This is a genomic window from Rhodococcus tibetensis (assembly GCF_024438035.1).
Lineage (GTDB): Bacteria > Actinomycetota > Actinomycetes > Mycobacteriales > Mycobacteriaceae > Rhodococcus_F > Rhodococcus_F tibetensis.
The window spans coordinates 369795-392539 of the sequence record NZ_JANFQF010000001.1; the positions used below are offsets into that span (position 1 = coordinate 369795).

A 22745-nucleotide genomic window follows, 5' to 3' on the forward strand; every position below is an offset into this window, starting at 1 on the left:
CGCGTCCCGACATCCGTAGGGTTGCCCTCATGACCAAGTGGACAGCAGCGGACATCGCGGATCAGCAGGGCCGGACGTTCGTCGTCACGGGTGCCAACAGTGGATTGGGGGAGGTGGCTGCGCGCGCACTCGCCAAGGCGGGCGCTCACGTCGTCCTCGCCTGCCGCGACACCACAAAAGGTGACGCGGTCGCGCGCACCATCGGTGACAATGCCGAGGTTCGCCGGCTCGACCTCGCCGACCTGGCTTCGGTTCGGGACTTCGCCGGCGGCATCGATTCGGTCGACGTGCTGGTGAACAACGCCGGTGTGATGGCCGTTCCACAACGCAAAACTGCCGATGGCTTCGAAATGCAGATCGGCACAAACCATCTCGGCCACTTTGCGCTCACGGGCCTACTCCTCGGCAAGATCACCGACCGGGTTGTCACGATGTCGAGCGCGGCACATCAGATGGGATCCATCGACCTCGACGATTTCAATTGGGAGAACCGCAAGTACAACCGGTGGAGCGCGTACGGACAGTCGAAACTCGCGAATCTTCTGTTCACCTACGAGTTGCAGCGCAGGTTGGCCGCGGCGGGGTCACCGGTCAAGGCAGTGGCCGCACATCCGGGGTACGCATCGACCAATCTGCAGGCGCACACCGAGTCGATTCAGGACAAGCTGATGGCCGTCGGCAACCGGATCTTTGCGCAGTCGGCGGAGATGGGGGCACTGCCGATGCTGTACGCGGCCACCGCTCCCGGGGTGGCAGGCGGGAGTTACCTCGGGCCGGACGGGTTGTTCGAGCAGCGTGGCCACCCCAAGGTGGTCGGGTCCAGCAAGAAATCGCGGGACGAGAACACCGCGCGCGCCCTGTGGTCGTTGTCCGAGAACCTGACGGGCGTCGAGTACACATTCGGGTGACCGACGCCCGCCGGGAGGTCTAGTCCTCGGTGACTTCGAGGGTAACCTCGACGTTTCCCCGAGTCGCGTTGGAATACGGGCAGACCTGGTGTGCCTTCTCCGTCAGGTCGAGGGCCTCGTCCCGAGAGAGATGGGGAAGCGAGACCTCGAGGGTGACCGCGAGACCGAAACCGCCGCCGTCTGCCGAGCCGATTCCGACGCGTGCACCGACCGCCGAGTCGGTGACGTCGGCCTTGGCTTGGCGGGCCACCAGCTGCAGGGCGGAGTGGAAGCACGCGGCGTAGCCTGCGGCGAACAACTGCTCGGGGTTGGTGCCATTGCCCGATCCACCCATCTCGACCGGGATGGCGAGGTCGAAGTCGAGTCGGCCGTCCGAGGTGCGGGCGTGGCCGTTGCGGCCTTCTCCGGTGGCGAGGGCTTCTGCGGTGTAGAGAATCTGCACAGGATTACTTCCTTTTCGTGGGTTCGGTGGCGGTGTACTGGTGTAGCGATTCGGTGAGACGACTCAAGGTGTCCCGGAGGGCTACGAGTTCGTCGACATCCATACCCGTCGAGCGCGCCAGTGCGGCCGGAATGCCGACGGCAGAATGCCGAAGCTCGTCCCCGGCCTCGGTGAGGTGGATACCGACCCGCCGCTCGTCGGCCGAGTCGCGACGACGCTCGACCAACCCGAGCGATTCGAGCCTCTTGAGTAGTGGTGACACGGTGCCGGTATCGAGATCCAGGGCGTCGCAGATGTCGCGAACGCCGCGGCCGTCCCGTTCCCACAGCACCAAGAGAACCAGGTATTGCGGGTACGTCACGCCCAACTTCTCGAGCATCGACCGGTAGGTGGCTGTCATGGCTCGGGAAGCCGAGTAGAGAGCGAAGCACACCTGGTGGTCGAGGGCGAGAGCGTTGGTCACGACAGAATGATTGCACACAACTTAATTGCCCGCAATAAGGACGTGCACCGCTTTTCCTGTTTGCGGGAGCGCTTAGACTGTCGCCAGTGACACGGGGTGCTGCCCGGCGGAAGGTTGGGCGGCTGAGAACACACCCGTCGAACCTGAACTAGGTAGTGCTAGCGAAGGGATGTCGCGCCGACCGCTGCTGCATGCGGTCGTCCGGCGTTTCTCGCGGCCGGACGAAAGGCGTGCAATGCAGATCGACAAGCAGATCGTTCTCGTGACCGGGGGTGGACGGGGCCTCGGTTCCGCCATCGTGCGCTCGTTCGCGGAGCAAGGTGCGCGGGTGGTGGTGAACTATCGTCGTAGCCGGGACGCGGCCGAAAACCTTGCGGCGGGGTTGGGTGACGGGCAGGCCATCGCGCTCGAGGCCGATGTCACAGACCGCGACCAGGTGGACGCCCTGTTCGCCGCGGCGGCTGACCACTTCGGCTCACCGCTCACCACGGTCGTCAACAACGCGCTCGCCGATTTCTCCTTCAACGGCGACGCCCGCGACAAGGCCGACGCCATCGCATGGGACGCCTTCGACGCGCAGCTGCGGGGGAGCGTCAAGGCCACCCTGAACACCACGCAGGCCGCGCTACCGGGCATGCGCTCGCTCGGTTTCGGCCGCATCGTCAACATCGGCACCAACCTGTTCCAGAACCCCGTGGTTCCCTACCACGATTACACGGCGGCCAAGGCTGCAGCACTGTCACTGACCCGCACGCTCGCCGCCGATCTGGGCGCCGACGGCATCACGGTGAACATGGTGTCGGGCGGGTTGCTGCGCACCACGGATGCGAGCGCCGCCACTCCGGACGAGGTGTTCGATCTCATCGCGGCGAGCACACCCCTGCAACGCGTCACCACGCCGGAGGAGTTCGCCGATGCGGTGCTGTTCTTCGCGTCCCCGTGGTCGCGTTCGGTGACCGGCCAGAATCTCGTCGTCGACGGGGGATTGGTCAAAGACTGATGACATCACGTAAGCAACTGCACCTCAACGCGTTTCTGTTCGCGTGCGGACATCACGGCGCGGCCTGGCGGCATCCGGCGTCGCAGGTGGAACGGCTTGCCGACATCACCTATTACGAAGAGTTGGCGCAGACCGCAGAACGCGGCTGCCTCGACGCGGTCTTCTTCGCAGACGGGCATTCGGTACGCGATCCTGCCGCCGGGGGGATGTGGTTCCTCGAACCGCTGACGGCGTTGTCCGCAATGGCCCGGGCGACGGAGCGAATCGGTTTGGTCACCACCGTGTCCAGCACCTTCTACACGCCGTTCCATGCCGCCCGGATGCTGGCGTCACTCGACCACATCAGTGGCGGCCGAGCGGGGTGGAACGTCGTGACCTCCATGTTCGACGCGGAGGCCCGCAACCACGGACTCGAGGAAATGCCACCGCACGACGAGCGCTACTCGCGCGCCGCCGAGTTCGTGGATGTGGCTCTCGCACTCTGGGATTCGTGGGATGCGGACGCGCTGGTCCTCGAGCGGGACGGGGTGTTCGCCGACCCGGCGAAGATCGCACCGATCCATCACCGTGGCAAGCATTTTCTGGTGGACGGCCCGCTGACCGTGCCGCGGTCGCCGCAGGGACGTCCCGTGCTGTTCCAGGCCGGTGCCTCCGAGCAGGGACGCGACCTGGCCGCCCGCTGCGCCGAAGGAATCTATGCCGTTGCCTACGACCTCGAGTCCGCTCAGAGCTATTACGGAGACGTCAAGCGGCGTATCCGGGCCGCGGGCCGCGACGCCGACGCCGTGACAGTGATGCCCGGTCTTGTCACCTACGTCGGATCGACCACCGAGGAGGCGTACCGGAAGAAGGCCGAACTCGATGCGCTGCTGCCCGTCGAGCAGTCGATCGCGCAACTGTCCCTGTTCACACACCAGGACTGCAGCACGTGGGAACTGGACGCGCCCGTTCCCGCTCTGCCCCCGCTGTCGGAATTTACCGGACCGCAGGGCCGCTACGACACCATTCTGCGCATCATCGAGAAGGATCGGCCGACTGTCCGCGCGCTGCTGGGCACCCTGGCCGCCGGCGGTGGGCACTGCACGATGATCGGCACCCCGGAGTCGATCGCGGACGACATCGAACGGTGGTTCCACGCCGACGGCGCCGACGGCTTCAACCTGATGCCGCCGATGTATCCGGACTCTCTGACCGAGTTCGTCGACGAGGTTGTTCCCGTACTGCAGAAGCGTGGGCTGTTCCGGACGGAGTACGAGACCGCAACGCTGCGGGAGCATCTGTCGTCGCCACCACAATGAACACAACCTTCTCTACGTCCGTAACAGTGACTGTGAGCGCCCGCTCGATCAACACTTGCTGTTGTCGCGATCACACTGCGGCTTTCGAAGTGCGGACGAGGAGTGGCAATGCTGGTAGCACTCGGCTTTCTGATGGTGGCCGTATTCATGTTCTTGATCATGTCGAAACGGGCCACCCCAGTGGTCGGGTTGATTGCGGTCCCGGTCGCTTTCGGTATCGCGGCCGGGGCGGGTCTCGGTATCGGCGACATGATCACCGACGGGATCAAAGCGCTGGCACCCACTGCGGCATTGCTGTTCTTCGCGATCATCTTCTTCGGGATCATGATCGACGTCGGGCTCTTCGATCCGCTGGTGAAGGTGATTCTGCGGCTCGTCCGCAACGATCCCATGCGGCTGGTCGTCGGAACCGCGGTCTTGGCCATGGTGGTGTCGCTGGACGGTGACGGGTCGACGACGTTCATCATCGTCACCTCTGCGTTGCTGCCGCTGTACCTGAAATTGAAGGTGAGCCCTGTCGTTCTCACCGTCGTCGCGGGACTGGCCAACGGTGCAATGAACATCATTCCGTGGGGTGGGCCGACCGTCCGAGCTGCTGCGGCACTCGGAATCTCCCCGTCCGACGTCTTCGTGCCGATGATCCCGTCGCTCGTTGCCGGACTCGTCATCGTGCTGCTCTTCGCCGTGCAGCTCGGCTACTCCGAACGACGACGCATCGGCACCCTGGTTCTGACGTCCGAGCGCCTGCTCGTCGGCGCGGGCTCCGCCCGGACCGGGGTGGGTTCCGGCGGCAGTGGCGGTGACAGTGGCCACGCGCCCGGTGGCGGTTCCGGTGACTCCGGGTCGGACGACGGTCTCGACGGATTCGTCGATGGGCTGGACCCCGAGCGGCCGACCCTGCGACCGAAACTGTTGTGGTTCAACGCTGCTCTGAGTGTGGGTTTGCTGGCCGTTCTCGTGATGGACGTCCTGCCCATCCCGGTGCTCTTCATGGTGGCGGCATCGATCGCATTGATGGTGAACTTCCCGCGCGTCAAGGAACAGCAGGAAGCCATCACCCGGCACTCGTCGAGCATCGTCTCGGTAGTGGCGATGGTGTTCGCCGCGGCCGTGCTCACGGGCGTCTTCCAGGGCACCGGCATGGTCGAAGCCATGGCGCAGTGGTTACTCGAGATCATCCCGCCATCGCTCGGACCGCACCTCGCTGTCATCACCGGCGTCCTGAGCCTGCCCTTCACGTTCTTCATGAGCAACGACGCCTTCTACTTCGGTGTGATGCCCGTGCTCGCCGAAACCGCAGCCACCTACGGCATCGAGCCGGTCGAGATGGCGCGCGCCTCGATCACCGGACAAACCTTCCACATGCAGAGCCCATTGGTCCCGGCTATCCTGCTGCTCGTCACCCTGGCCGGGGTGTCCCTGGCCGACCACCACAAGAAGGTGCTGTGGCGCGCCGCGCTGGTGTCGCTGACCATGCTGGTGGTCGGGGTTGTGGTCGGTCAGATTCCCTGGTGATCGTCGCGGCGGTCAGTCTTCCGTGTCGGTGGCCGGCCCCTCCGGGGTCGCGCCACCTTCGCCGCTCCAATCCGCCCCCGAACCCTTGTCGTCCTCCGCGGGATCGGACACCACGTCTGTGTGAGCACCCGACTTGCCGCTGTCCGTACTGCTCGTCGCCGGGCCGGATGTGTTCTCATGCTTCTCGGTGTCCTTGTGCGTCATATCCGACGGTTACCCACACGGCCGCACGTTCAAAAACTCCGAGCTCGTCTGCCACCGATTTCGCCGGCGGGCAGGCATACTGATCGAAAGTTGATCCCTCCTGGTGAGGCGGTGCCTTCGTGGGCGATCCCGAAGTGTTGGTGGCCGGAGCGGGTCCAGTAGGACTCGCCGCGGCAATCGAGCTGCGCAGGCGCGGCATCTCCTGCCGCATCATAGATCCGCTCTACGAGCCGCCGCAGTACGCGAAGGCGGTGGGAATCCAACCCCGCACCCTCGAGGTGTTCGAAAGCATGGGCTTGCTCGGGGGATACTCGACGCGGCGATCCAATTCCGGGGACAGATCCTCTACGTCGACGGAGTCGAGGTCGGGCGCATGGAGTTGGCATTGCCCGCCGATGTGCCGTACGGATTCATCGGACTCCCCCAGTACGAGACCGAACGCATTCTCGCCGAGCACCTGGCGTCCCTGGGCACCACGGTCGAACGCGGAATCGGCCTGGTGTCGTTCGAGCAGGACGAAAATGGCGTGGTCGCTACGGTGACTGGCAACGGCGGCGACACCATCCGGACGCAGTACCTCATCGGATGCGACGGCGCCCACAGTGTGGTGCGCAAGGGTCTCGGTCTCACGTTCGAGGGCGGCGCGTTCGCCGAGCAGTACATGCTGGGTGACGTCGAAGTGGATTGGTCGCTTCCGAGTGGTTACGGAGTGCGGTCGGTTCACCGGACGGAGGACGGACCCGACGACCTTCTCGTGTGCATTCCGTTGCCCGGTCGTCATCGGTACCGGATGTCGATGCTCGTGCCCGCGGAACTCTCGAACACCAGCGCCCAGCCCGCAGACAAGATCCAGCACGGATTCGAGGTGGGGCCGAAACCGCAGCTGGGGCACATTCAAGCCGTACTCGACAGGCTGGCTCCCGAACCGACCACAGCCTCGAATCTTCGGTGGTCCTCGGTATTCCGAATCAGTCACCGCATCGTCGACTCCTACGGACGGGGTCGTGTGTTCGTTGCCGGCGACGCCGCCCACATCCATCCGCCCACCGGCGCCCAGGGAATGAATACCGGCATCCAGGACGCCCACAACCTGGCGTGGAAGCTTGCGCTTGCAGTGTCCGGAGTCGCAGCCCCTGACTTGACGGACAGCTATGACGCCGAACGGCGGCCGGTCGGGGAGGAGGTCGTGGGTCGCACAATCCGCAGCGCGCGGGAAGGGATCGGCGCCGGATCTTCGGACCCCGAAGTGGTGATGCGCCGCGAAGCGCAACTGCTCATCGACTACTTCGACAGCCCGCTCGTGTCCCGGGCCGAGGGCACTCCTGCGCTGCGGCCCGGTGAGCGAGCACCCGACGCGCGTGGGTTGACCCGCGCTGCCGTTGCCTTTCCGATCCGGCTGTTCACCCTACTCGGACGCAAGCAGCACACACTGCTCCTGTACGCCGACGCTTCGGTCGACGCGCGTGGTCTGGCCGTCCTCGAGGCCGCTGCATCGTCCGCGACGACGGCGGCCCACGGCTTCCTCGACACCTACCTGATCGCACACCCGGGTGCCGATGTCGGCGAAACGATCCTTCCGCTCTTGCGGGACGCCGCCCACGAATTCGCGGCGGCGTACGGCGCGGAGAACTGCGCGGCATATGTCGTCCGGCCTGACGGCTATCTGGGTTTCCGGATGGCGCCCGTCTCGATCGAGGGTCTCGCCGAACACCTGAAATCGACCTTTCGCTGAGCCGGCCGGGGAAGACCGGACAGCTGTTCGGTGTTGTAGGGAGTCCCGACGGGCAGCTGATGCCCCACCGGTATGACGGCCGTCACAGTGAACGCCCCCTCGCTCCGGGAATTGATCGGAGCACTGGCACGTTAGTTGAGTGAGTAACGCTCAACTTCCTACAGGAGGCTTCGGAATGCCAGCATTCTTCGGGCCGGAGGGCCCTGGTCGCATCGACATCAGCCGTCTCATGAGCCGCTCCACCCAGGAACTCATGGCAGCGTCCGCGCGTTTCGCGGCCGGTCGCGGTGACTCCGAACTCGATGCACTGCACGTTCTTCGTGTCATGGCCGAGCAAGACCCGACCAAGACGCTGATGCAACGTGCGGGCGCCGACGCGTCTGCCGTGTCGGACGCCGTCGAACTGCGTCTTCCGCAGGGCCGGAACTCGTCCGGGTTCGCCGTGCCCTCGTTGAGCGGTGCGCTCAAGACCGCGCTGCTCGAGGCACATCAGCTTGCCCGCGCGCTCGGTTCCACCTACATCGATCCGGAGCACCTGTTCCTCGCGCTCGCCGCAGATCAGGACCACGCCGCCGGCCGCCTGCTCGCGTCCGAGGGCATCACCCCGGAACGACTGCAGACCGCCATCCAAGGTGGATCGGTCGAGCAGGCCCTGGACACCGACACCCCTACCCTCGACAAGTACGGTCTCGATCTCACCGAGCGCGCCCGAGGCGGCGGCGTCGACCCGGTGATCGGCCGGGCCGACGAGATCGAACAGACCATCGAGATCCTGTCTCGGCGCACCAAGAACAACCCCGTCCTCGTCGGTGAGGCCGGAGTGGGCAAGACGGCGATCGTCGAAGGCCTGGCCCAGCGGATCGTCGACGGCGACGTGCCCGACCGCCTCACCGGTAAGCGCATCGTGCAGCTCGACCTGTCGAGCATGGTGTCCGGAACCCGGTACCGCGGCGACTTCGAGGAACGCCTTACCAAGGTGATCGACGAGATCGCCGCACACAAGGACGAGCTGATCGTCTTCATCGACGAGGTTCACACCATTGCCGGGGCCGGTGGCGGAGCCGAGGGTGCGATGGATGCCGGAAACATCCTCAAGCCGAAGCTCGCCCGCGGCGAACTGCACATCGTCGGCGCCACCACACTCGATGAGTACCGCAAGCACATCGAGAAGGATCCGGCGCTCGAACGCCGATTCCAGCCTGTCACGGTGGCGGAGCCCAGCATCGAGGACGCAGTGGCGATCCTGTCCGGTCTCCGTGACCGGTACGAAGAGCACCACGGCGTGCGCTACACCGATGAGGCCATCACCGCCGCCGTCGAGCTGTCCGCCCGGTACATCGGTGACCGCTTCCTGCCCGACAAGGCGATCGACCTGATCGACCAGGCCGGGGCCCGGTTGCGCCTACGCATGCCGAGTGTCGACGTGGAGGCCCTCCGGAAGCAGGTGGAGGAACTCGAAGAGGCCAAGAACCAGGCCGTTGCCGGCGAACAATACGAGAAAGCATCGGGATTGCGTGATCAGATCACGAAGCTGCAAGCCCGCATCGGCGGCAAGGCCGACGCGTCGGACATTACGCCTGACGTGACGGCCGAGCAGATCGCCGACGTCGTGGCGCGGTCGACGGGCATTCCCGCCAGCCAGATGACACAGGAGGAGAAGGAACGTCTCCGCCGGCTCGAAGACGAACTGCACCGGCGGGTCATCGGTCAGGACGACGCCGTACGGGCCATCGCCCGGGCGGTGCGCCGTAGCCGAACCGGCATGAACGATCCCGACCGTCCCGTCGGCAGCTTCCTGTTCCTCGGACCGACCGGAGTGGGCAAGACCGAACTCGCGAAGGCGCTGGCCGCCACGCTGTTCGGTGACGAGAACAAAATGCTGCGGCTCGACATGAGCGAGTTCGGTGAACGGCACACGGTCAGCCGGCTCGTCGGTGCTCCTCCCGGCTACGTCGGATACGGGGAGGCGGGACAGCTCACCGAGCAGGTCCGCCGGAACCCGTACTCGGTGATCCTGCTCGACGAGATCGAGAAGGCGCACCCCGACGTGTTCAACACGCTGCTGCAGGTGCTCGACGACGGTCGGCTCACGGACGGTCAGGGCCGGACGGTGGATTTCAAGAACACCGTTCTGATCATGACCAGCAACCTGGGGTCCGACATCATCTCCAGCAAGTCGGGCGGACTGGGCTTCAGCACCGGTGACGCGGAGGCGTCGGAGAAGCCGCTGCGGGACCGGGTGATGGGCCGGCTGCGCGAGTCGATGCGGCCGGAGTTCCTCAACCGGATCGACGAGATCGTGATCTTCCGCAAGCTCGACACCGAGCAACTGCACCGGATCACCGACCTGCTGCTGGACGACAGCCGGAAGCGACTGCAGTCCAAGGGTATCGAGATCTCGTTCAGCGAGGCCGCGGTCGACTGGATTGCCGAGCACGGACACCAGCCCGAGTTCGGGGCGCGTCCGTTGCGCCGGTCGATCCAGCGGGCCGTCGACGATCGGATCGCCGATCTGCTACTCGACGACGTCCTCGTCGCGGGTGGCAGCATCGCAGTCGGAGTGTCCGACGACGAGTTGGACCTCGTAGTCGGCTGATCCCCGACGTGAGTGGCAGGGCGTGCTTCGGCACGCTCTGCCACTCACGTGTGTGGGTAGCCCCTTGCCCGCCCTCGCCGTCTCGGATCAGCACCCGGTGATGAGTTGTGCCTCGTGCACCGTCACCTGTGCGGTGTGCAGGGCTGCAGTGTGATCCGGGTGTGTGCCCGGGGTGCGCTGCCCTCCGCGCAGGAGAAGTGGCCGGATTGCCGCCGACCGCGGTGCGTGCTCGCCTCCGGAACGGTTACCTACCACCCAGCTTGGTTCAGTCGAGTAGCTCGACTTCCCAATTCTCCTTCTGCACTTGCAGATCGACTTCCCGGATCTGCCGGGCGAGATCGTCTGCCGTCCGTCGGAGATCCCGGACGGGCAACGCCGCGACGAAGACGAGTTCGGAGCGGAGTTGCCTGCCGTATCGGTCCTGCTCACGTCCGGATGCGGCATCCGCGGCGGCGGACACCACCCGGTGCCGGATCCGCAGCATGTCCCGGCGGGCCAGCGCGTCCGTGATGCTCGCATCGCCCAGGGGCGCAGAGGTATTCGTCCGGTTGATCCTTCGGACGAGAACCTCCAAGCGGTCCAGGACCTCCTCGAGTTCGACGAGGAGGGCTGCGGCGTCCTCTGCCGGCGACTCGCCCTCTTGATGTCGTGCATTCGCGAGAATGCGCGACTTCAGGTGTTCCACCCGGCGCATCAGATCGCCACGTTCGGCCAGTGCCTCAGCCAACTTCATGTGTACCTCCTTTCTCGAAGTCGTTGTAGGGCATCGAAAATAGGTGACTACGAAGTGCCCGTCTGGGGTCGGACGGGTCGCGGCATCGCGAAGGGAGCGATCGAAGCGCGTCGAACGCGCGGGTGAATTCCCCGAACCGTTGTGTCGGAGGGATATCTCGGTGGGCGCTCATGCGCCTTTCGTCGAGTCGAATTCGAGCATCTTCAATAGGTACCACATCCGCGCGCCCGAGGCGACCATCGATTTTTCGGCACTCACGCGCTGGTGGGGGCGACTATCGTCGAGGGCATGCGAGCGGAAGACGGCGAATTGACCTCCAAGCACCAACCGTTGCTGGTGCTGAGCAAGATCACGGAGATCCTCGATGCCTTCAGCCTGTCGCGTCCGTCGATGACGCTGGGCGAGATCCAGCAGGCGACGGGTCTGCCGACGTCGACGGTCCAACGGCTGGTCAGCAACCTCGTGGCGCAGGAATTCCTCGACCGGACCGGCGACCAGATCCGGATCGGCGTGAAAACGGCGTTCTGGGCCGCGACGTCCACCAAGGGACTCGACGTACTCGCTGTCGTCACGCCGGTGCTGAAGGAGATCCGCGACGCCACCGGCGAGACCGCCAGCTTCTTCCGGGTCGAGCAGGGTTACCGCGTGTGCGTGGCCATCGCGGAGACCGAGCACGCGCTGCGACGGAACATGTACGTCGGAAAGATCGTCCCCCCTGCCCGCGGGATCGGCGGGCCGGGTGTTGCTCGCCTGGAACCCGGACCTCACCGAACAGGTCCTCGCAGGCCCCATCGAGCCGATGACCGAGGGCACCGTCACCGACACCGCGGTGCTGCGCGAACTGATCCACCAGGCCCGGGCCGACGCGTACGCCATCACCGCGGGGGAGCGGGAGGACAGCGCCTCGGGATTGGCTGCGCCCGTGTTCGATTCGTCCGCCGACGTGATCGGTGCTCTGGCGATCAGTGGGCCGACACTGCGCATGCCACGTGAACAGTGCGAGAAGTGGGTGGATCTGCTCGTCGGCAGCGCCGAGCAGGTCACCCGTACGCTGGGTGGCCGCTACCCGTCATGAGTGGTGGGCGATCAGGACGGTCATGAGTTCCAGGCTTCCGGGTTCACCGGATGCGGGGGAATCCGGTTCTGCGCCATGGCCACGGCGTTCTCGGCGCACAGCCTCGCCATCTCGGCGCGCACCGACACCGTGGCGCTGCCGAGGTGGGGGAGCAGGACCGTGTTCGACAGTTCCGCGAGCCCCGGGGCGAGCGCGGGTTCGTCCTCGTAGACGTCCAGCCCGGCCCCGGCGATCTCCCCGGATTTCAGGGCGGCGACGAGGGCGGTTTCGTCGACGACGGGACCGCGGGCCGTGTTGATCAGGATCGCGGAGGGCTTCATCGCCGCCAGCACGCCCGCATCGACCAGGTGGCGGGTCTGTGCGTTGAGGGGCACGTGCAGCGACAGGTAGTCGCTGGTGGTGACGAGGGTGTCCCAATCGGTGTGGGTGACGAGTCCGGCGAATTCGCCGAGTTCCTCGTCCGGCACCGGCCGGTCACCGGGCGGGCGCGGGCAGAACAGCACCTGCATCCCGTAGGCCAGTGCCCGTTTCGCGGTGGCCATGATCAGCAGCATCGCGACGTCGGCGGTGGCGTCGGTGAGCACACCGGGTGTGTTGCCGACCAGTATCGAGTTCGCGGTCGCCGCCCCGATGTCGACGTTGTTGAACCCGACCGCGTAGTTGGAAATACCACGGATCTTCGCGGCGGCCAGGAGATCGGCGTCGAACGTGTCGCGAAGCTGGGACACCACCACGTCGTAGTCGCCGGACACGCAGACCTCCCGCAGCCGGGCCGCGTCCGGAAGCTCGTCGGGAACGTCGACGCTGCCCGCGCCGCGCAGCAGCGTGAGAGCGGGTTCGGGGATCGGGGTGGTGACGTAGAACCGGGCGCGGTTCATCGGCCGCCGCCGATGACCCACTCGAACGCGGTGGCATTGGAGCGTGCGCCTTGCGCGGCCTTGGACCGGTTGGCTTCGCCGAGTTCGGCGAGAGTCTTCTCGGACAGTTCGACGAAGGATCCGAACGTGGTGGGGTTCAGCCAGTCCGGGCGGGTGGCGAACAGCAGGTCCTCGCTGGCGGTGTTGCCGCTGGCGCCGGGTGCGAACGGGCAGCCGCCGAGTCCGCCGAGGGCGCCGTCGACGGTCATCGCGCCTGCCGCGACCGCGGCGAGGCTGTTCGCGACCCCGAGACCCCAGGTGTCGTGACCGTGGAAGACGATGCCGCGCTGCGGGGTTTCGAGCCGGACCCGGGAGACGAGCGAGTACACCTCGGCGGGGACGGCCTGGCCGAGGGTGTCGCAGACGACGACGTCGACGGCGCCGTGGGCGCGCGGGTCGTTGGCGATGTCGATGACCCGCTGCTCGGGCACCCGGCCCTCGAACGGGCAGGTGAACGACGTCGCGATGCACAGCTGGATGCTGCCGCCGACCTGCTGGGCGAGTTCGATCGCGGCGGGCATCGCGGCGAGGCTGTCCTCGGTGGAGCGTCCGATGTTCGCCTGGTTGTGGGAATCGGAGGCCGAGAAGCAGTACTGGAAATGTCGTGCGCCGGCGGCGGCGGCCTTCTCCACGTGCCGGGGCGTCGCCACCCACACCCAGCAGCGATCGAGTTCCTCCGGGGTCAGTTCCGAGATCACCTCGACGGTGTTCGCCATCGGCGGTACGAGGTCGGGGCGGGCCATCGACCCGATCTCGAGCGCGGGAACACCGAGTTCGAGGAGCCGCCGGGCGATCTCGAGCTTCCGGGCGGTCGGCAGCATCTTGCCCGTCAACTGCAATCCGTCACGCAGGGTGACGTCGCGGAGCAGGGTGCGTGATTCGAAGGACTGTGTCATGAGAGGCCACCTACCGTGTCGTTGACGATGGAGTCGATCTGTTCCGGGGTCTTGCCGAGCACCGTTTCGAGGACCTCCCGGGTGTGCTCGCCGAGGTCCGGTCCGACGTTGCGGATGGGCAGCGACTTGCCGCCGATCACCGGGACGATGCCGGGGAACCCGACCTGCTTCGGCTCGGCCTCACCGATGTCGACGGTGAACTGCTGAATCATGTTGCGGGCCGCGTACTGCTCGTCGCTGCAGATGTCGGCGGCGGTGTTGATCGGACCCGACGGCACCCCGGCGGTGTCGAGGATCTTCAGCGCCTCGTCGCGCGAGTACTGGATCGTCCATTCACCGATCGCCGTGTCGAGTTCGTCGCGGCGCGCCCACCGGCCGGCGTTGGTGGACAGGTCGGGGTCGGCGCCGAGGTCGGGGCGGCCGATGGTGTCCATGTAGCGCTGGAAGATGGCGTCGCCGTTGCCCGCGATGATGATGCTGTTGCCGTCGTTGCAGATGTACGCGTTCGACGGGGCGATGCCCTCCATCCTGCCGCCGACGCGTTCGCGTTTGATGCCGTACGCGAGGTAGTCGGGGATCAGCGACTCCATCATCGACAGGATCGATTCGTTGAGCGCGACATCGATGATCCGATGAGGCAGGGACGGGCCCGGCGTTCCGGCGACCTTCGCGGCCTCGCGCTGGAACAGGGCCATCACCGCCCCGAACGCCGCGTAGAGGCCGGCGATCGAGTCGCCGATCGACACCCCCACCCGCACCGGTGGCCGGTCCGGGTCGCCGACGAGTTCACGGAATCCGCCCGCGGCCTCAGCGACCGCGGCGAACCCCGGCTGCTGCGACATCGGCCCGGTCTGCCCGAACGCGGAGATTCGGGTGATCACCAGGTCCGGATTGGCCGCGTTCAACGCGTCCGGTCCGATGCCCCACTTCTCCAGGGTGCCGGGCCGGAAGTTCTCCAGCAAGATGTCGCACTTGGCGGCGAGGTCCAAGACGAGCTGCCTGCCTTCCTCGGTGCGCAGGTCCAGCACGATCGACTTCTTGTTGCGGTTGATTGTGCGGTACAGCATCGAGGTGTCGCCGGAGTAGAGCCGCCAGTTGCGCAGTTCGTCGCCGGTCTTCGGGCGCTCCACCTTGATGACCTCGGCTCCGAAGTCGGCGAGCATCCGGCCCGCGGTCGGCGCGGCGATGTAGTTACCCAGCTCGAGTACCCGCACTCCGTCGAGTGGCCGAATGGTGTTGTCGGAGAACATGGTGATCCTTAACTGATAGTGACGCTCAGAGAACGAGGCTCATGGGCAGGATGAGCAGTATTGCGACGACCGATGCCACCGATACTCCCACCGAACACGTCTTCAGCGTGCCTCGTGTGGTCTGACCCATCAAGGATTGCAGCAGCCAGAAGGTGTTGCTGGTGACGTGCACCGCGAACAGGGAGCCGGCGCCGGCCGCGAGGGCGATGACGACGGTCCGTCACGATCGCACCGTGACAATTGTCAGGGGCCTGGGGTAGGTGTGGCGCCGATCGGGGGCAGCCGCTACTGTGGTGGCCATGCAGCGCGTGTATTTCTGGTTTAGCAGGCCGGCCCCGGGTGGGTCGGTCGGTGCAACCACGCGCTGATCACGTCCACCCCAGAGCCGGATTACAGACCGGCTCGCGGGAATTTGCACAGTCTTCGAGGGTCGGCCTGAGAACAGGAACCTCAACCCATGACTGTCACTCTCGACACCACGCCCAGAACTGATCGCCTGGACGACCAGCGCACGGTGAGCATCAGCCCCCTGGTGGCGCCCTCTCTCGTGCGCCGTGAATTCGCGCCCGACGATGTCGCGGCCGCGACGGTGCGTACGGGTCGCGCCGACACAGTGAACGTGCTGAACGGCGAGGACGATCGACTGCTCGTCGTGGTCGGCCCGTGCTCGGTGCACGATCCGGATGCCGCCATGGACTACGCCCGCCGGCTCGCCGCGAAGGCCGAGGAATTGCGCGACGACCTGCACATCGTGATGCGGGTCTACTTCGAGAAGCCGCGCACCACACTCGGCTGGAAGGGTCTGCTCAACGACCCGCACCTGGACGGCACGTTCGACATCGACACCGGGATCCGCATGGGTCGCAAGCTGCTGCTCGACGTGTCCTCCCTGGGTCTCCCGGTCGGCTGCGAGTTCCTCGACCCGATCATGCCGCAGTACATCGCCGACCTCGTCACCTACGGCGCGATCGGTGCGCGCACTGCCGCCAGCCAGGTGCATCGGCAGCTGTGCAGCGCACTCTCGATGCCGGTGGGTATCAAGAATTCTACGGAGGGTGACGTGCAGGTAGCGGTCGATGGAACGAGGGCCGCTGCGGCGAGCCACGTGTTCCCGGGCACGGACCTCGACGGTCAGGCCGCTCTGATTCGGACAATGGGTAACCCCGACTGCCATGTGATTCTGCGCGGGGGATCCGACGGCCCGAACTACGACTCCGAGACGGTGTCCGACACGCTCGCTCGGTTGCGGAAGTCGGGTTTGCCCGAGCGGGTCGTCATCGATGCGAGCCACGGCAACAGCAGTAAAAACCACGAGAAGCAGGTCGATGTGCTGAACGACATCGCAGCCCGGCTCGAGGAGGGCGAGAAGGGGATCGTCGGTGTGATGGTGGAGAGCTTCATCGAAGCCGGCCGTCAGGACCTCACACTCGGAAAGGCTGAGGACCTCACGTACGGGCAGTCCATCACCGACGCGTGCATCGACTGGAACACGACGGCGGCACAGCTGGACCGCCTCTCCCAGGCAGTTGCCGCACGTCGGAAGTGATCACCGCACGCCTCTCGTGCGGAACTGCACGCTGATCCGCGGTCCGAGCAGGCGGCTGCTCTTCGGTACGCAGTGTTCCCACGTGCGCTGGCAAGAACCGCCCATCACCAGAAGGTCGCCGTGTCCGAGTGAGTACCGGATCGAAGGCCCGCCGCCGCGCGGCCGCAGCAGGAGCGGTCGCGCGGTGCCGAGGGAGAGGATGGCCACCAAAGTGTCCTCGGTGCGGCTGCGCCCGGTGTCGTCTCCGTGCCAGGCCACGCTGTCGGAGCCGTCCCGGTAGAAGCAGAGACCCGATGTCACGAACCTCTCACCCATCTCGGGCTGGTAATGCGTGCTCAGGGCCTCGCGCGCAGCGACGAGAAGCGGATCGGGAAGCGACTCGTTCTCACCGTAGAAGCGGACGAGGCGGGGTACGTCGACCACCCGGTCGTACATCTGCCTCCGCTCGGCACGCCAGGGGACGGAATCGGCGAGCGTGGTGAACAGCTCTTCGGAGCCCGTCATCCAGCCCGGCCGCACGTCGACCCACGCACCGACCGTGAGTGTGCGACGCTGCACCGTCGGGCCGAGCTCGCCGAGTTCGACGCCGCCCGTTGCGTCGTCGAACAGTGAGGCCTGGAGCGCATACCGCGCATCCGCGGAAGTCATGCCGCCATGCTACCTCGAGATTCGAACGTATGTTCACCCGATTTTCCAGCGGCGTGATCGCAGCCGCGCTCAGATGCACCCTGTTTCGGTGCGCGCACTTCTTTTGGGGCCCTGAAAGCGGTGCTTCTGCGGAGAAGTGGTGCGTCTGTGGGAAGGCCTGCTGGGATAGTGCGCGTCCTCCAGTCCACCGAGGCAGGACTGGACCGTGACGGCGAGTGGCGCTGGTGGGATCGTCACGGCCATGATCGATTCGACGGCAGTACTCGGGGTGGCGGCGATTGCGCTCGGAATGGTTCTCACACCGGGACCCAACATGCTGTACCTGCTCTCGCGCAGCATCACTCAGGGCCGAGCAGCGGGTTTGATCTCACTGGGTGGAGTCGCGCTCGGGTTTCTGTGTTATCTGACAGCAGCGACGCTGGGAATTTCGGCGGTATTCTCGGCGATTCCGGCGGCGTATACGGCCCTCAAACTGGCGGGGGCGTGCTACCTCGGCTGGCTGGCGTGGCAGGCACTTCGACCTGGGGGAAGTACGCCGTTCGCGTCGAGCCGGAGCCTGCCGCGGGATTCGTCGGCCCGCCTTTTCGCGATGGGCCTCACGACGAATCTGCTCAACCCGAAGATCGCGGTGATGTATTTGGCGATGATTCCCCAGTTCGTTGACTCCGACTCCGGCCCGGTGTGGTCGCAGAGCTTGCTGCTGGGCAGTGTTCAAATTACCGTCGCCTTGGTCGTCAACGCCGTAATCGTTTGTCTGGCAGGATCTATCGTCGGGTTCCTCTCCGGGAGGCCACTGTGGCTGCGCGCTGAGAAATTCGTGATGGGCAGTGTGCTGGGCGGTCTCGCGGTACATCTCGCGTTGGATCGGGGACGCCCCGCAGTGGTCTGATCCTGTCGGGTGATCGTCGGGTGCACCTCGCCTCGACGTGTCGGTGGCCTGCTATACCGTCGAAAAATGGGATACGAAGTTCAGGTCACAGTCGACTCGGAGAACCCGCACAGCCTCGCCAAGTGGTGGGCACAGACGCTGGGCTGGGAGGTGGAGCCGAGCGACGAGGAGTTCATTCGCGGTCTGGTGCAGGCCGGTCATGCGAAAGAATCCGACACGATGATCTTCGAAGGTGTTCTCGTCTGGCGGGAGGGCGCCGCGATTCGAGATCCGGAACATTCGGAGCGGCCCCGGGTGTTGTTCCAGCTCGTTCCCGAGTCGAAGACGGTGAAGAACCGTCTGCACCTCGACCTGCGGGTGGGAGACGGACGGGAAGATCTCGCCGAGAAGCTCGAGGGGTCGGGGGCGAAGGTGCTGCACCGCGGACGCCAGGGCCCGAGCGAGTGGATCACCATGGCCGATCCGGAGGGCAATGAGTTCTGCCTCGCCTGACGGGATGTGCCCTAGCTCAGCGATACGTGCTGGGAGTGGTGCCGGTCCACCGCTTGAAGGCGCGCCGGAACGCACTGGGCTCGGAAAATCCCAGGCGAGCGGACAGGTCGTCCACCGTCTCACCGCGTCGGAGCCCCGCGACTGCGGCGTCACGCAGAACTTCCTCGCGGAGTTGATTGAGCGAGGTGCCTTCCTGCCGGAGTAGTCGCCGTAGGTGGGGCACGCTGACCGACAGCATCTCCGCGATGTCCTCGGCGGTGGACGTCCGTCCCTTCATGCCCAGTTCCAGGACGCGTCGTACCTGCGACGAAGCCGTGCTGTCGTAGTCACGCTCGGACATCAACAGCGTCGGCGACTCGCGGAGATATTCCTCCAGCGTCTCCTCGGTCTGAATGATCGGCAGTTTCATCACCGCGTTGTCGAATTCGATTGCGGGAATAGCAGAGTCGAAGGTGACGGGAACGCCGAAGATGTGGTCGTAGTTCTCGGCCAGGCGCGGAAGCGGCGCGGGATACGGCATGTCGACCGCGAGCAAACGCACGCGCTTACCCACCAGCCACGCCGCGAAGCGGTGCAAGAGGATCAGGAGGAAGTCGGTGGTGACGCGCGCCGCCTCGAGCGAGAGTTGCGGGTCCTCGGCCGACTGCACCGTCACCCCGGGACGAATATCGATCGTAATTCGGGTTCCGCCATGGTTACCGGGGGCAATGTGGAGAGCGGGAAGTGATGGCAGTGCGCGGAGAATGTCCGCCATCCGCTCGAGCGCGGCAGACAGGTCCGCGGTGTGGATCAACGCCAGACACACGAGTCGAAACGTGCCGCGCGGCACGGGAGCCGGTCCGAGACCGAACAGTTCGTCGCCGGTGATCTGCCAGACCGCTTGCGTGAACGCGGTGACCTGGGTCGGTGTCAGCCGGGTCAGTGGGTCCTGCAGCGATGCCGTCGTAATTCCTGCGACCGACAGTGCAGGGGAGAGGTCGACCCCACTGCGTGCCGACAGTTCCAGTGACCGCCGGACGAAGTCGGCGGGAATGGTGCGGACAGTCACGATCCAGGCTTTCCGAGCGCCCGCAGTCGCCGTGCAGCCTCATCGAGCACCTGGTCCTGTTTGCAGAAGGCGAAGCGGACCAAGGGTTTCCACTTAGTGGGGTGGTCCGTGAACACACTGACCGGTACACCGGCGACACCGATGCGCGCGGGGAGGTTGCGGCAGAACTCGATGCCGTCGTGCTCGCCGATCCCAGTGATGTCGGCACAGAGGTAATAGGTGCCCCCGCCGGAGCGAACCTCGAGGCCGGCCGCGACGAGAGCGTCGTAAAGAACGTCCCTCTTCGTTTGCAGGCTGTCACGTAGTCGTCTCACCCACTGTTGTTCGTGCGTCAACGCATGGGCCACCGCAGGCTGGAACGGGCCTCCACCCACGAACGACATGTACTGCTTGGCGGTGCGCACCGCGTCGATCAGTTCTGCGGGGCCGCATGCCCAGCCGATCTTCCACCCGGTGACGTTGAACGTCTTGGCGGCACTCGACACGCTGACGGTCCGTTCGTACATGCCGGGCAGGGTGGCGATGGCGGTGTGGGTTCGGCCGTCGAAGACCAGGTGCTCGTAGACCTCGTCGCTGAGAACCAGCAGGTCGTGCGCGCAGGCCAGGCGAGCGATGGCCTCGAGCTCCTCGCGCGTGAACACCGTGCCCGTCGGATTGTGCGGAGTGTTGAGCACGAGCATCCGGGTCTTGCTCGTGACCGCATCGCGGAGTCCGTCGAGGTCGACGGCAAAGCTCTCCCCGGAACGTACGAGCGGCACCGTCCGGCGCACCGCGCCCGCCAGCGCGACCGAGGCCGCATACGAGTCGTAGTACGGCTCGATCAGCAGTACCTCTTCACCCGGCTCCACGAGGCCGAGGATCGCCGCGCTGATCGCCTCCGTGGCGCCGACGGTGACCAGCACCTCCGAATCGGGGTCGTGGTCGAGCCCGTATCGGGCCAGGCGGTCGGCCGCTACAGCGTGCCGGAGCACGGGCATCCCGGGGCCGGGTGGGTACTGATTGAGGCCGTCCGCGATGGCCTGACGCGCGGTGTCGAGCATCGACACCGGCCCGTCGGTGTCTGGGAAGCCCTGGCCGAGGTTGATGGCATCGTGTTCCACCGCAAGTGCGGTCATCTCGGCAAAGATGGTGGACGCGAACGGCCGCAGGCGCGAGACGGTTCGATTACGCGGCGAAGCCGACAGGCGATTGCGCGGCGTTTCGGGCATTACTGCAGCGTAGTCGGTGTGGCACAGAACCCTGCACACGGCCGTGTCACGTTCTGTGGGGCTGTCTCGTCTTCTCTGTAGACGGCGCGCGAAGGGCGCCCGGTGACGATGGAGGACACAATGCCCCGCATTCCCGCAGTGGCCCCGGCGGACGCGAGCCCGTTGGTCAAGGTCGCGTACAAATTTGCTGCCCACAAATTCGACGAGGTCCCCGAGCCGTTCGCCGTGCTCGCCCATCACCGCAAACTCTTCGTCGCGTCGGCGCGCCACGAGATGGCGGTGCAGAAGGCTTCGACCGTTCTTCCCGCGAATGTCCGCGAGGTGGCCGTGTACCGCGTCGCGTGGACGATCGGCTGCTCGTGGTGTGTGGACTTCGGCACCATGCTGCAACGCCTCGACGGGCTGGACACGGCGAGGCTCGAAGACATCGGCAACTACGCCGACTCACCGGCGTACAGCGAGGACGAACGTGCGGCCATCGCCTATGCCGACGCGATGACCGCAACACCCACCACCGTCACGGACGAACAGGTGGCCGACCTCGAACGCCGTTTCGGCAGGGACGGCGTCGTCGAACTGTCGTATCAGATCGGGATCGAGAACATGCGCGCCCGGATGTATTCGGCTCTGGGCATCACCGAGCAGGGCTTCAGCACCGATTCGTGCCGGGTGCCGTGGGCCTCGGACGACGCCGGGGTCACGAAGGACGGTTCGGGAGTCTGATCCCGACGAGCTTCTCCGGATTCGCGATGTCGTACGCGGCGTAGACGAGTCCGTTCCGGACGGTGAACCCACCCACTCGCGGAGGCGAGCTGCGGTGGGTCCCGTCGGCGGCGATCCCGGAGCTGAAGAAACCGAGCTGGCCGTTGACCAGGACCGGCTGCATGGTGGTGAAGGCGGCGGCGCCGTACTTTCGGATGAGACCGAGGTAGAAACGTGCGAACCTGTCCGCTCCGCGGATGACGTTGACGGCGGTGCTCGTCGTGCCGTTGGCGTCGCCGATGACGAGGGCGCCGGGGTGCAGAGCCGAGACCACCGCATCGATGTCACCCGAGGCGAGGGCTTCGAGAAGTCGCTGCACCGCACGCGAATGTTCCTCGTCCGGCACCGCGGGAGTGGTTGCGGCGGCGGCTTTACGGGCGCGGGACGCGAGCTGCCGCGCGGCCGGAACCGCGATTCCGAGCAGGTCTGCCACCTCGTCGAAAGGCACCCCGAAACCGTCGTGGAGAACGAAGGCGACACGTTGCTGTGGAGTGAGTGTGTCGAGCACGATCAGAGCTGCCAGTCGGTTGTCTTCCTCCTGCACCACAGCTTCGAGTGGATCCGGCTCCGCCGACGGTGCCAACCCGGTGACGATAGGCTCTGGAAGCCACTGCCCGACATAGTGTTCCCGCCGCACTGCGGCCGACCGCAACCGGTCGAGGCAGATTCTGCCCACCACGGTGGTCAGCCAGCTTCGGAGGTCCCGGATACCCGTTGAGTTCTCTTCGTCCAGTCGCAGCCACGACTCCTGGACGGCATCCTCAGCATCGCTGACACTTCCGGTCAGCCGATAGGCGACCGACAACAGATGCCGCCGGTGAGTCTCGAATTCGTCTACCAGCGTCGCTGACGGCATGCCGACATCGTACGTCCGATCCAGACATAAAATCCGTGGTGTGTATAACCGTTGACCCTGGTGGGGGGAGCGGACGTACTGTGAGGCAACCACACGACGTCAGGGAGTCCTGCCATGTTCCAGTGTTGTAGCTGTCGCAGCTGACCTGGCTTTTCTGCACCCTTCTTTTCGCAGGCACTGTGCGACCGGCAGGGACCCCTCCGGTCCCGGGCCGAACTGTGCGCGCACCACCCGACCCGCCGCCCTTTTCCGTGTGCGGGCATCACC

20 protein-coding genes, 3 pseudogenes and 1 riboswitch are annotated in these 22745 nt (G+C 65.8%); of the genes and pseudogenes, 11 read left to right on the top strand and 12 right to left on the bottom strand.

What is annotated here, in order from left to right; translation table 11 throughout:
* Window positions 1-29: 29 nt before the first annotated feature.
* Entirely contained in the window at window positions 30-908 is an 879-nt protein-coding gene (locus NOF53_RS01830; protein ID WP_255965257.1) for an oxidoreductase, read from the top strand.
* A gap of 19 nt (window positions 909-927) precedes the next feature.
* Here the strand turns inward: NOF53_RS01830 and NOF53_RS01835 are convergent, their stop codons facing one another.
* Both NOF53_RS01835 and NOF53_RS01840 read right to left on the bottom strand, forming a co-directional pair.
* Window positions 928-1350, bottom strand: coding sequence for an organic hydroperoxide resistance protein (locus NOF53_RS01835; RefSeq protein WP_255965258.1), 423 nt, complete (start codon window positions 1348-1350; stop codon window positions 928-930).
* 4 nt (window positions 1351-1354) lie between these two features.
* Window positions 1355-1813, bottom strand: coding sequence for a MarR family winged helix-turn-helix transcriptional regulator (locus NOF53_RS01840; RefSeq protein ID WP_255965259.1), 459 nt, complete (start codon window positions 1811-1813; stop codon window positions 1355-1357).
* Between the two features lie 82 nt (window positions 1814-1895).
* Window positions 1896-2000: riboswitch (TPP riboswitch) on the top strand.
* Between the two features lie 48 nt (window positions 2001-2048).
* Between NOF53_RS01840 and NOF53_RS01845 the strand changes: the two genes are divergently transcribed.
* The 3 genes from NOF53_RS01845 (at window position 2049) to NOF53_RS01855 (ending at window position 5626) form a co-directional block, all read left to right on the top strand.
* Window positions 2049-2813, top strand: coding sequence for a 3-oxoacyl-ACP reductase (locus NOF53_RS01845; RefSeq protein ID WP_255965260.1), 765 nt, complete (start codon window positions 2049-2051; stop codon window positions 2811-2813).
* On the top strand, window positions 2813-4111 hold the full coding sequence (locus NOF53_RS01850; protein ID WP_255965261.1) for an LLM class flavin-dependent oxidoreductase: 1299 nt from the start codon (window positions 2813-2815) through the stop codon (window positions 4109-4111). The genes NOF53_RS01845 and NOF53_RS01850 overlap by 1 nt, the downstream gene beginning before the upstream one ends.
* Window positions 4112-4219: 108 nt before the next feature.
* The gene (locus tag NOF53_RS01855; RefSeq protein WP_255965262.1) at window positions 4220-5626 is read left to right on the top strand and encodes a CitMHS family transporter; all 1407 of its coding nucleotides are present in this window, start codon (window positions 4220-4222) and stop codon (window positions 5624-5626) included.
* 12 nt (window positions 5627-5638) lie between these two features.
* Here NOF53_RS01855 and NOF53_RS01860 read toward each other — a convergent pair whose 3' ends face one another.
* Entirely contained in the window at window positions 5639-5830 is a 192-nt protein-coding gene (locus tag NOF53_RS01860; protein ID WP_255965263.1) for a hypothetical protein, read from the bottom strand.
* Between the two features lie 119 nt (window positions 5831-5949).
* On the opposite strand from NOF53_RS01860, the pseudogene NOF53_RS01865 reads away from it, so the two are divergent.
* Both NOF53_RS01865 and NOF53_RS01870 read left to right on the top strand, forming a co-directional pair.
* A pseudogene (locus NOF53_RS01865) lies at window positions 5950-7562 on the top strand (FAD-dependent monooxygenase).
* Between the two features lie 175 nt (window positions 7563-7737).
* Entirely contained in the window at window positions 7738-10158 is a 2421-nt protein-coding gene (locus NOF53_RS01870) for an ATP-dependent Clp protease ATP-binding subunit (protein WP_255965264.1), read from the top strand.
* A 265-nt stretch (window positions 10159-10423) separates the two neighbouring features.
* Here the strand turns inward: NOF53_RS01870 and NOF53_RS01875 are convergent, their stop codons facing one another.
* Window positions 10424-10891, bottom strand: coding sequence for a DIP1984 family protein (locus tag NOF53_RS01875; RefSeq protein WP_255965265.1), 468 nt, complete (start codon window positions 10889-10891; stop codon window positions 10424-10426).
* A 288-nt stretch (window positions 10892-11179) separates the two neighbouring features.
* Between NOF53_RS01875 and NOF53_RS27655 the strand changes: the two are divergent.
* Window positions 11180-11966: pseudogene (locus tag NOF53_RS27655) on the top strand (IclR family transcriptional regulator).
* Window positions 11967-11986: 20 nt separating this feature from the next.
* Here the strand turns inward: NOF53_RS27655 and NOF53_RS01885 are convergent.
* The 4 genes and pseudogenes from NOF53_RS01885 to NOF53_RS01900 form a co-directional block, all read right to left on the bottom strand.
* Window positions 11987-12844 carry an NAD(P)-dependent oxidoreductase gene (locus tag NOF53_RS01885; protein WP_255965267.1) on the bottom strand — a complete coding sequence of 286 codons (858 nt, stop codon included), beginning with the start codon at window positions 12842-12844 and terminating at the stop codon, window positions 11987-11989.
* Window positions 12841-13779: a hydroxymethylglutaryl-CoA lyase gene (locus NOF53_RS01890; protein WP_255965268.1), complete on the bottom strand. Its 939-nt coding sequence runs from the start codon at window positions 13777-13779 to the stop codon at window positions 12841-12843. The genes NOF53_RS01885 and NOF53_RS01890 overlap by 4 nt, the downstream gene beginning before the upstream one ends.
* Window positions 13776-15029, bottom strand: a complete 1254-nt coding sequence (locus NOF53_RS01895; RefSeq protein WP_255965269.1) for a CaiB/BaiF CoA transferase family protein — start codon at window positions 15027-15029, stop codon at window positions 13776-13778. Before NOF53_RS01895 ends, NOF53_RS01890 begins: the two co-directional genes overlap by 4 nt.
* Window positions 15030-15054: 25 nt before the next feature.
* Window positions 15055-15243: pseudogene (locus NOF53_RS01900) on the bottom strand (GntT/GntP/DsdX family permease); the annotation flags it as partial.
* A gap of 243 nt (window positions 15244-15486) precedes the next feature.
* Between NOF53_RS01900 and NOF53_RS01905 the strand changes: the two are divergent.
* Window positions 15487-16575 carry a 3-deoxy-7-phosphoheptulonate synthase gene (locus tag NOF53_RS01905; RefSeq protein WP_255965270.1) on the top strand — a complete coding sequence of 363 codons (1089 nt, stop codon included), beginning with the start codon at window positions 15487-15489 and terminating at the stop codon, window positions 16573-16575.
* On the opposite strand, the gene NOF53_RS01910 is transcribed toward NOF53_RS01905, so the two are convergent.
* Window positions 16576-17223: an alpha-ketoglutarate-dependent dioxygenase AlkB gene (locus tag NOF53_RS01910; protein ID WP_255965271.1), complete on the bottom strand. Its 648-nt coding sequence runs from the start codon at window positions 17221-17223 to the stop codon at window positions 16576-16578.
* Window positions 17224-17464: 241 nt separating this feature from the next.
* On the opposite strand from NOF53_RS01910, the gene NOF53_RS01915 reads away from it, so the two are divergent.
* Complete coding sequence (locus NOF53_RS01915) at window positions 17465-18112, top strand: LysE family translocator (protein WP_255965272.1); 648 nt, start codon at window positions 17465-17467, stop codon at window positions 18110-18112.
* Between the two features lie 66 nt (window positions 18113-18178).
* Complete coding sequence (locus NOF53_RS01920) at window positions 18179-18604, top strand: VOC family protein (RefSeq protein ID WP_255965273.1); 426 nt, start codon at window positions 18179-18181, stop codon at window positions 18602-18604.
* Between the two features lie 16 nt (window positions 18605-18620).
* On the opposite strand, the gene NOF53_RS01925 is transcribed toward NOF53_RS01920, so the two are convergent.
* Together NOF53_RS01925 and NOF53_RS01930 are read right to left on the bottom strand one after the other, a co-directional pair.
* On the bottom strand, window positions 18621-19652 hold the full coding sequence (locus NOF53_RS01925; RefSeq protein ID WP_255965274.1) for an AraC family transcriptional regulator: 1032 nt from the start codon (window positions 19650-19652) through the stop codon (window positions 18621-18623).
* Window positions 19649-20836 (bottom strand): pyridoxal phosphate-dependent aminotransferase, encoded by a 1188-nt coding sequence (locus NOF53_RS01930; RefSeq protein ID WP_255965426.1) that lies wholly within the window; start codon window positions 20834-20836, stop codon window positions 19649-19651. Before NOF53_RS01930 ends, NOF53_RS01925 begins: the two co-directional genes overlap by 4 nt.
* A gap of 144 nt (window positions 20837-20980) precedes the next feature.
* On the opposite strand from NOF53_RS01930, the gene NOF53_RS01935 reads away from it, so the two are divergent.
* Entirely contained in the window at window positions 20981-21583 is a 603-nt protein-coding gene (locus NOF53_RS01935) for a carboxymuconolactone decarboxylase family protein (protein WP_255965275.1), read from the top strand.
* Here the strand turns inward: NOF53_RS01935 and NOF53_RS01940 are convergent.
* Window positions 21558-22478, bottom strand: a complete 921-nt coding sequence (locus tag NOF53_RS01940) for a sigma-70 family RNA polymerase sigma factor (protein WP_255965276.1) — start codon at window positions 22476-22478, stop codon at window positions 21558-21560. The two genes, NOF53_RS01935 and NOF53_RS01940, sit on opposite strands and share 26 nt — an antisense overlap.
* Window positions 22479-22745: the final 267 nt, after the last annotated feature.

Bases quoted from the DNA above. Each gene is read 5' to 3' on its own strand.
- NOF53_RS01830 (WP_255965257.1), top strand. From the start codon at position 30: ATGACCAAGTGGACAGCAGCGGACATCGCGGATCAGCAGGGCCGGACG.
- NOF53_RS01845 (WP_255965260.1), top strand. From the start codon at position 2,049: ATGCAGATCGACAAGCAGATCGTTCTCGTGACCGGGGGTGGACGGGGC.
- NOF53_RS01850 (WP_255965261.1), top strand. From the start codon at position 2,813: ATGACATCACGTAAGCAACTGCACCTCAACGCGTTTCTGTTCGCGTGC.
- NOF53_RS01855 (WP_255965262.1), top strand. From the start codon at position 4,220: ATGCTGGTAGCACTCGGCTTTCTGATGGTGGCCGTATTCATGTTCTTG.
- NOF53_RS01860 (WP_255965263.1), bottom strand. From the start codon at position 5,830: ATGACGCACAAGGACACCGAGAAGCATGAGAACACATCCGGCCCGGCG.
- NOF53_RS01870 (WP_255965264.1), top strand. From the start codon at position 7,738: ATGCCAGCATTCTTCGGGCCGGAGGGCCCTGGTCGCATCGACATCAGC.
- NOF53_RS01875 (WP_255965265.1), bottom strand. From the start codon at position 10,891: ATGAAGTTGGCTGAGGCACTGGCCGAACGTGGCGATCTGATGCGCCGG.
- NOF53_RS01885 (WP_255965267.1), bottom strand. From the start codon at position 12,844: ATGAACCGCGCCCGGTTCTACGTCACCACCCCGATCCCCGAACCCGCT.
- NOF53_RS01890 (WP_255965268.1), bottom strand. From the start codon at position 13,779: ATGACACAGTCCTTCGAATCACGCACCCTGCTCCGCGACGTCACCCTG.
- NOF53_RS01895 (WP_255965269.1), bottom strand. From the start codon at position 15,029: ATGTTCTCCGACAACACCATTCGGCCACTCGACGGAGTGCGGGTACTC.
- NOF53_RS01905 (WP_255965270.1), top strand. From the start codon at position 15,487: ATGACTGTCACTCTCGACACCACGCCCAGAACTGATCGCCTGGACGAC.
- NOF53_RS01910 (WP_255965271.1), bottom strand. From the start codon at position 17,223: ATGACTTCCGCGGATGCGCGGTATGCGCTCCAGGCCTCACTGTTCGAC.
- NOF53_RS01915 (WP_255965272.1), top strand. From the start codon at position 17,465: ATGATCGATTCGACGGCAGTACTCGGGGTGGCGGCGATTGCGCTCGGA.
- NOF53_RS01920 (WP_255965273.1), top strand. From the start codon at position 18,179: ATGGGATACGAAGTTCAGGTCACAGTCGACTCGGAGAACCCGCACAGC.
- NOF53_RS01935 (WP_255965275.1), top strand. From the start codon at position 20,981: ATGCCCCGCATTCCCGCAGTGGCCCCGGCGGACGCGAGCCCGTTGGTC.
- NOF53_RS01940 (WP_255965276.1), bottom strand. From the start codon at position 22,478: ATGCCGTCAGCGACGCTGGTAGACGAATTCGAGACTCACCGGCGGCAT.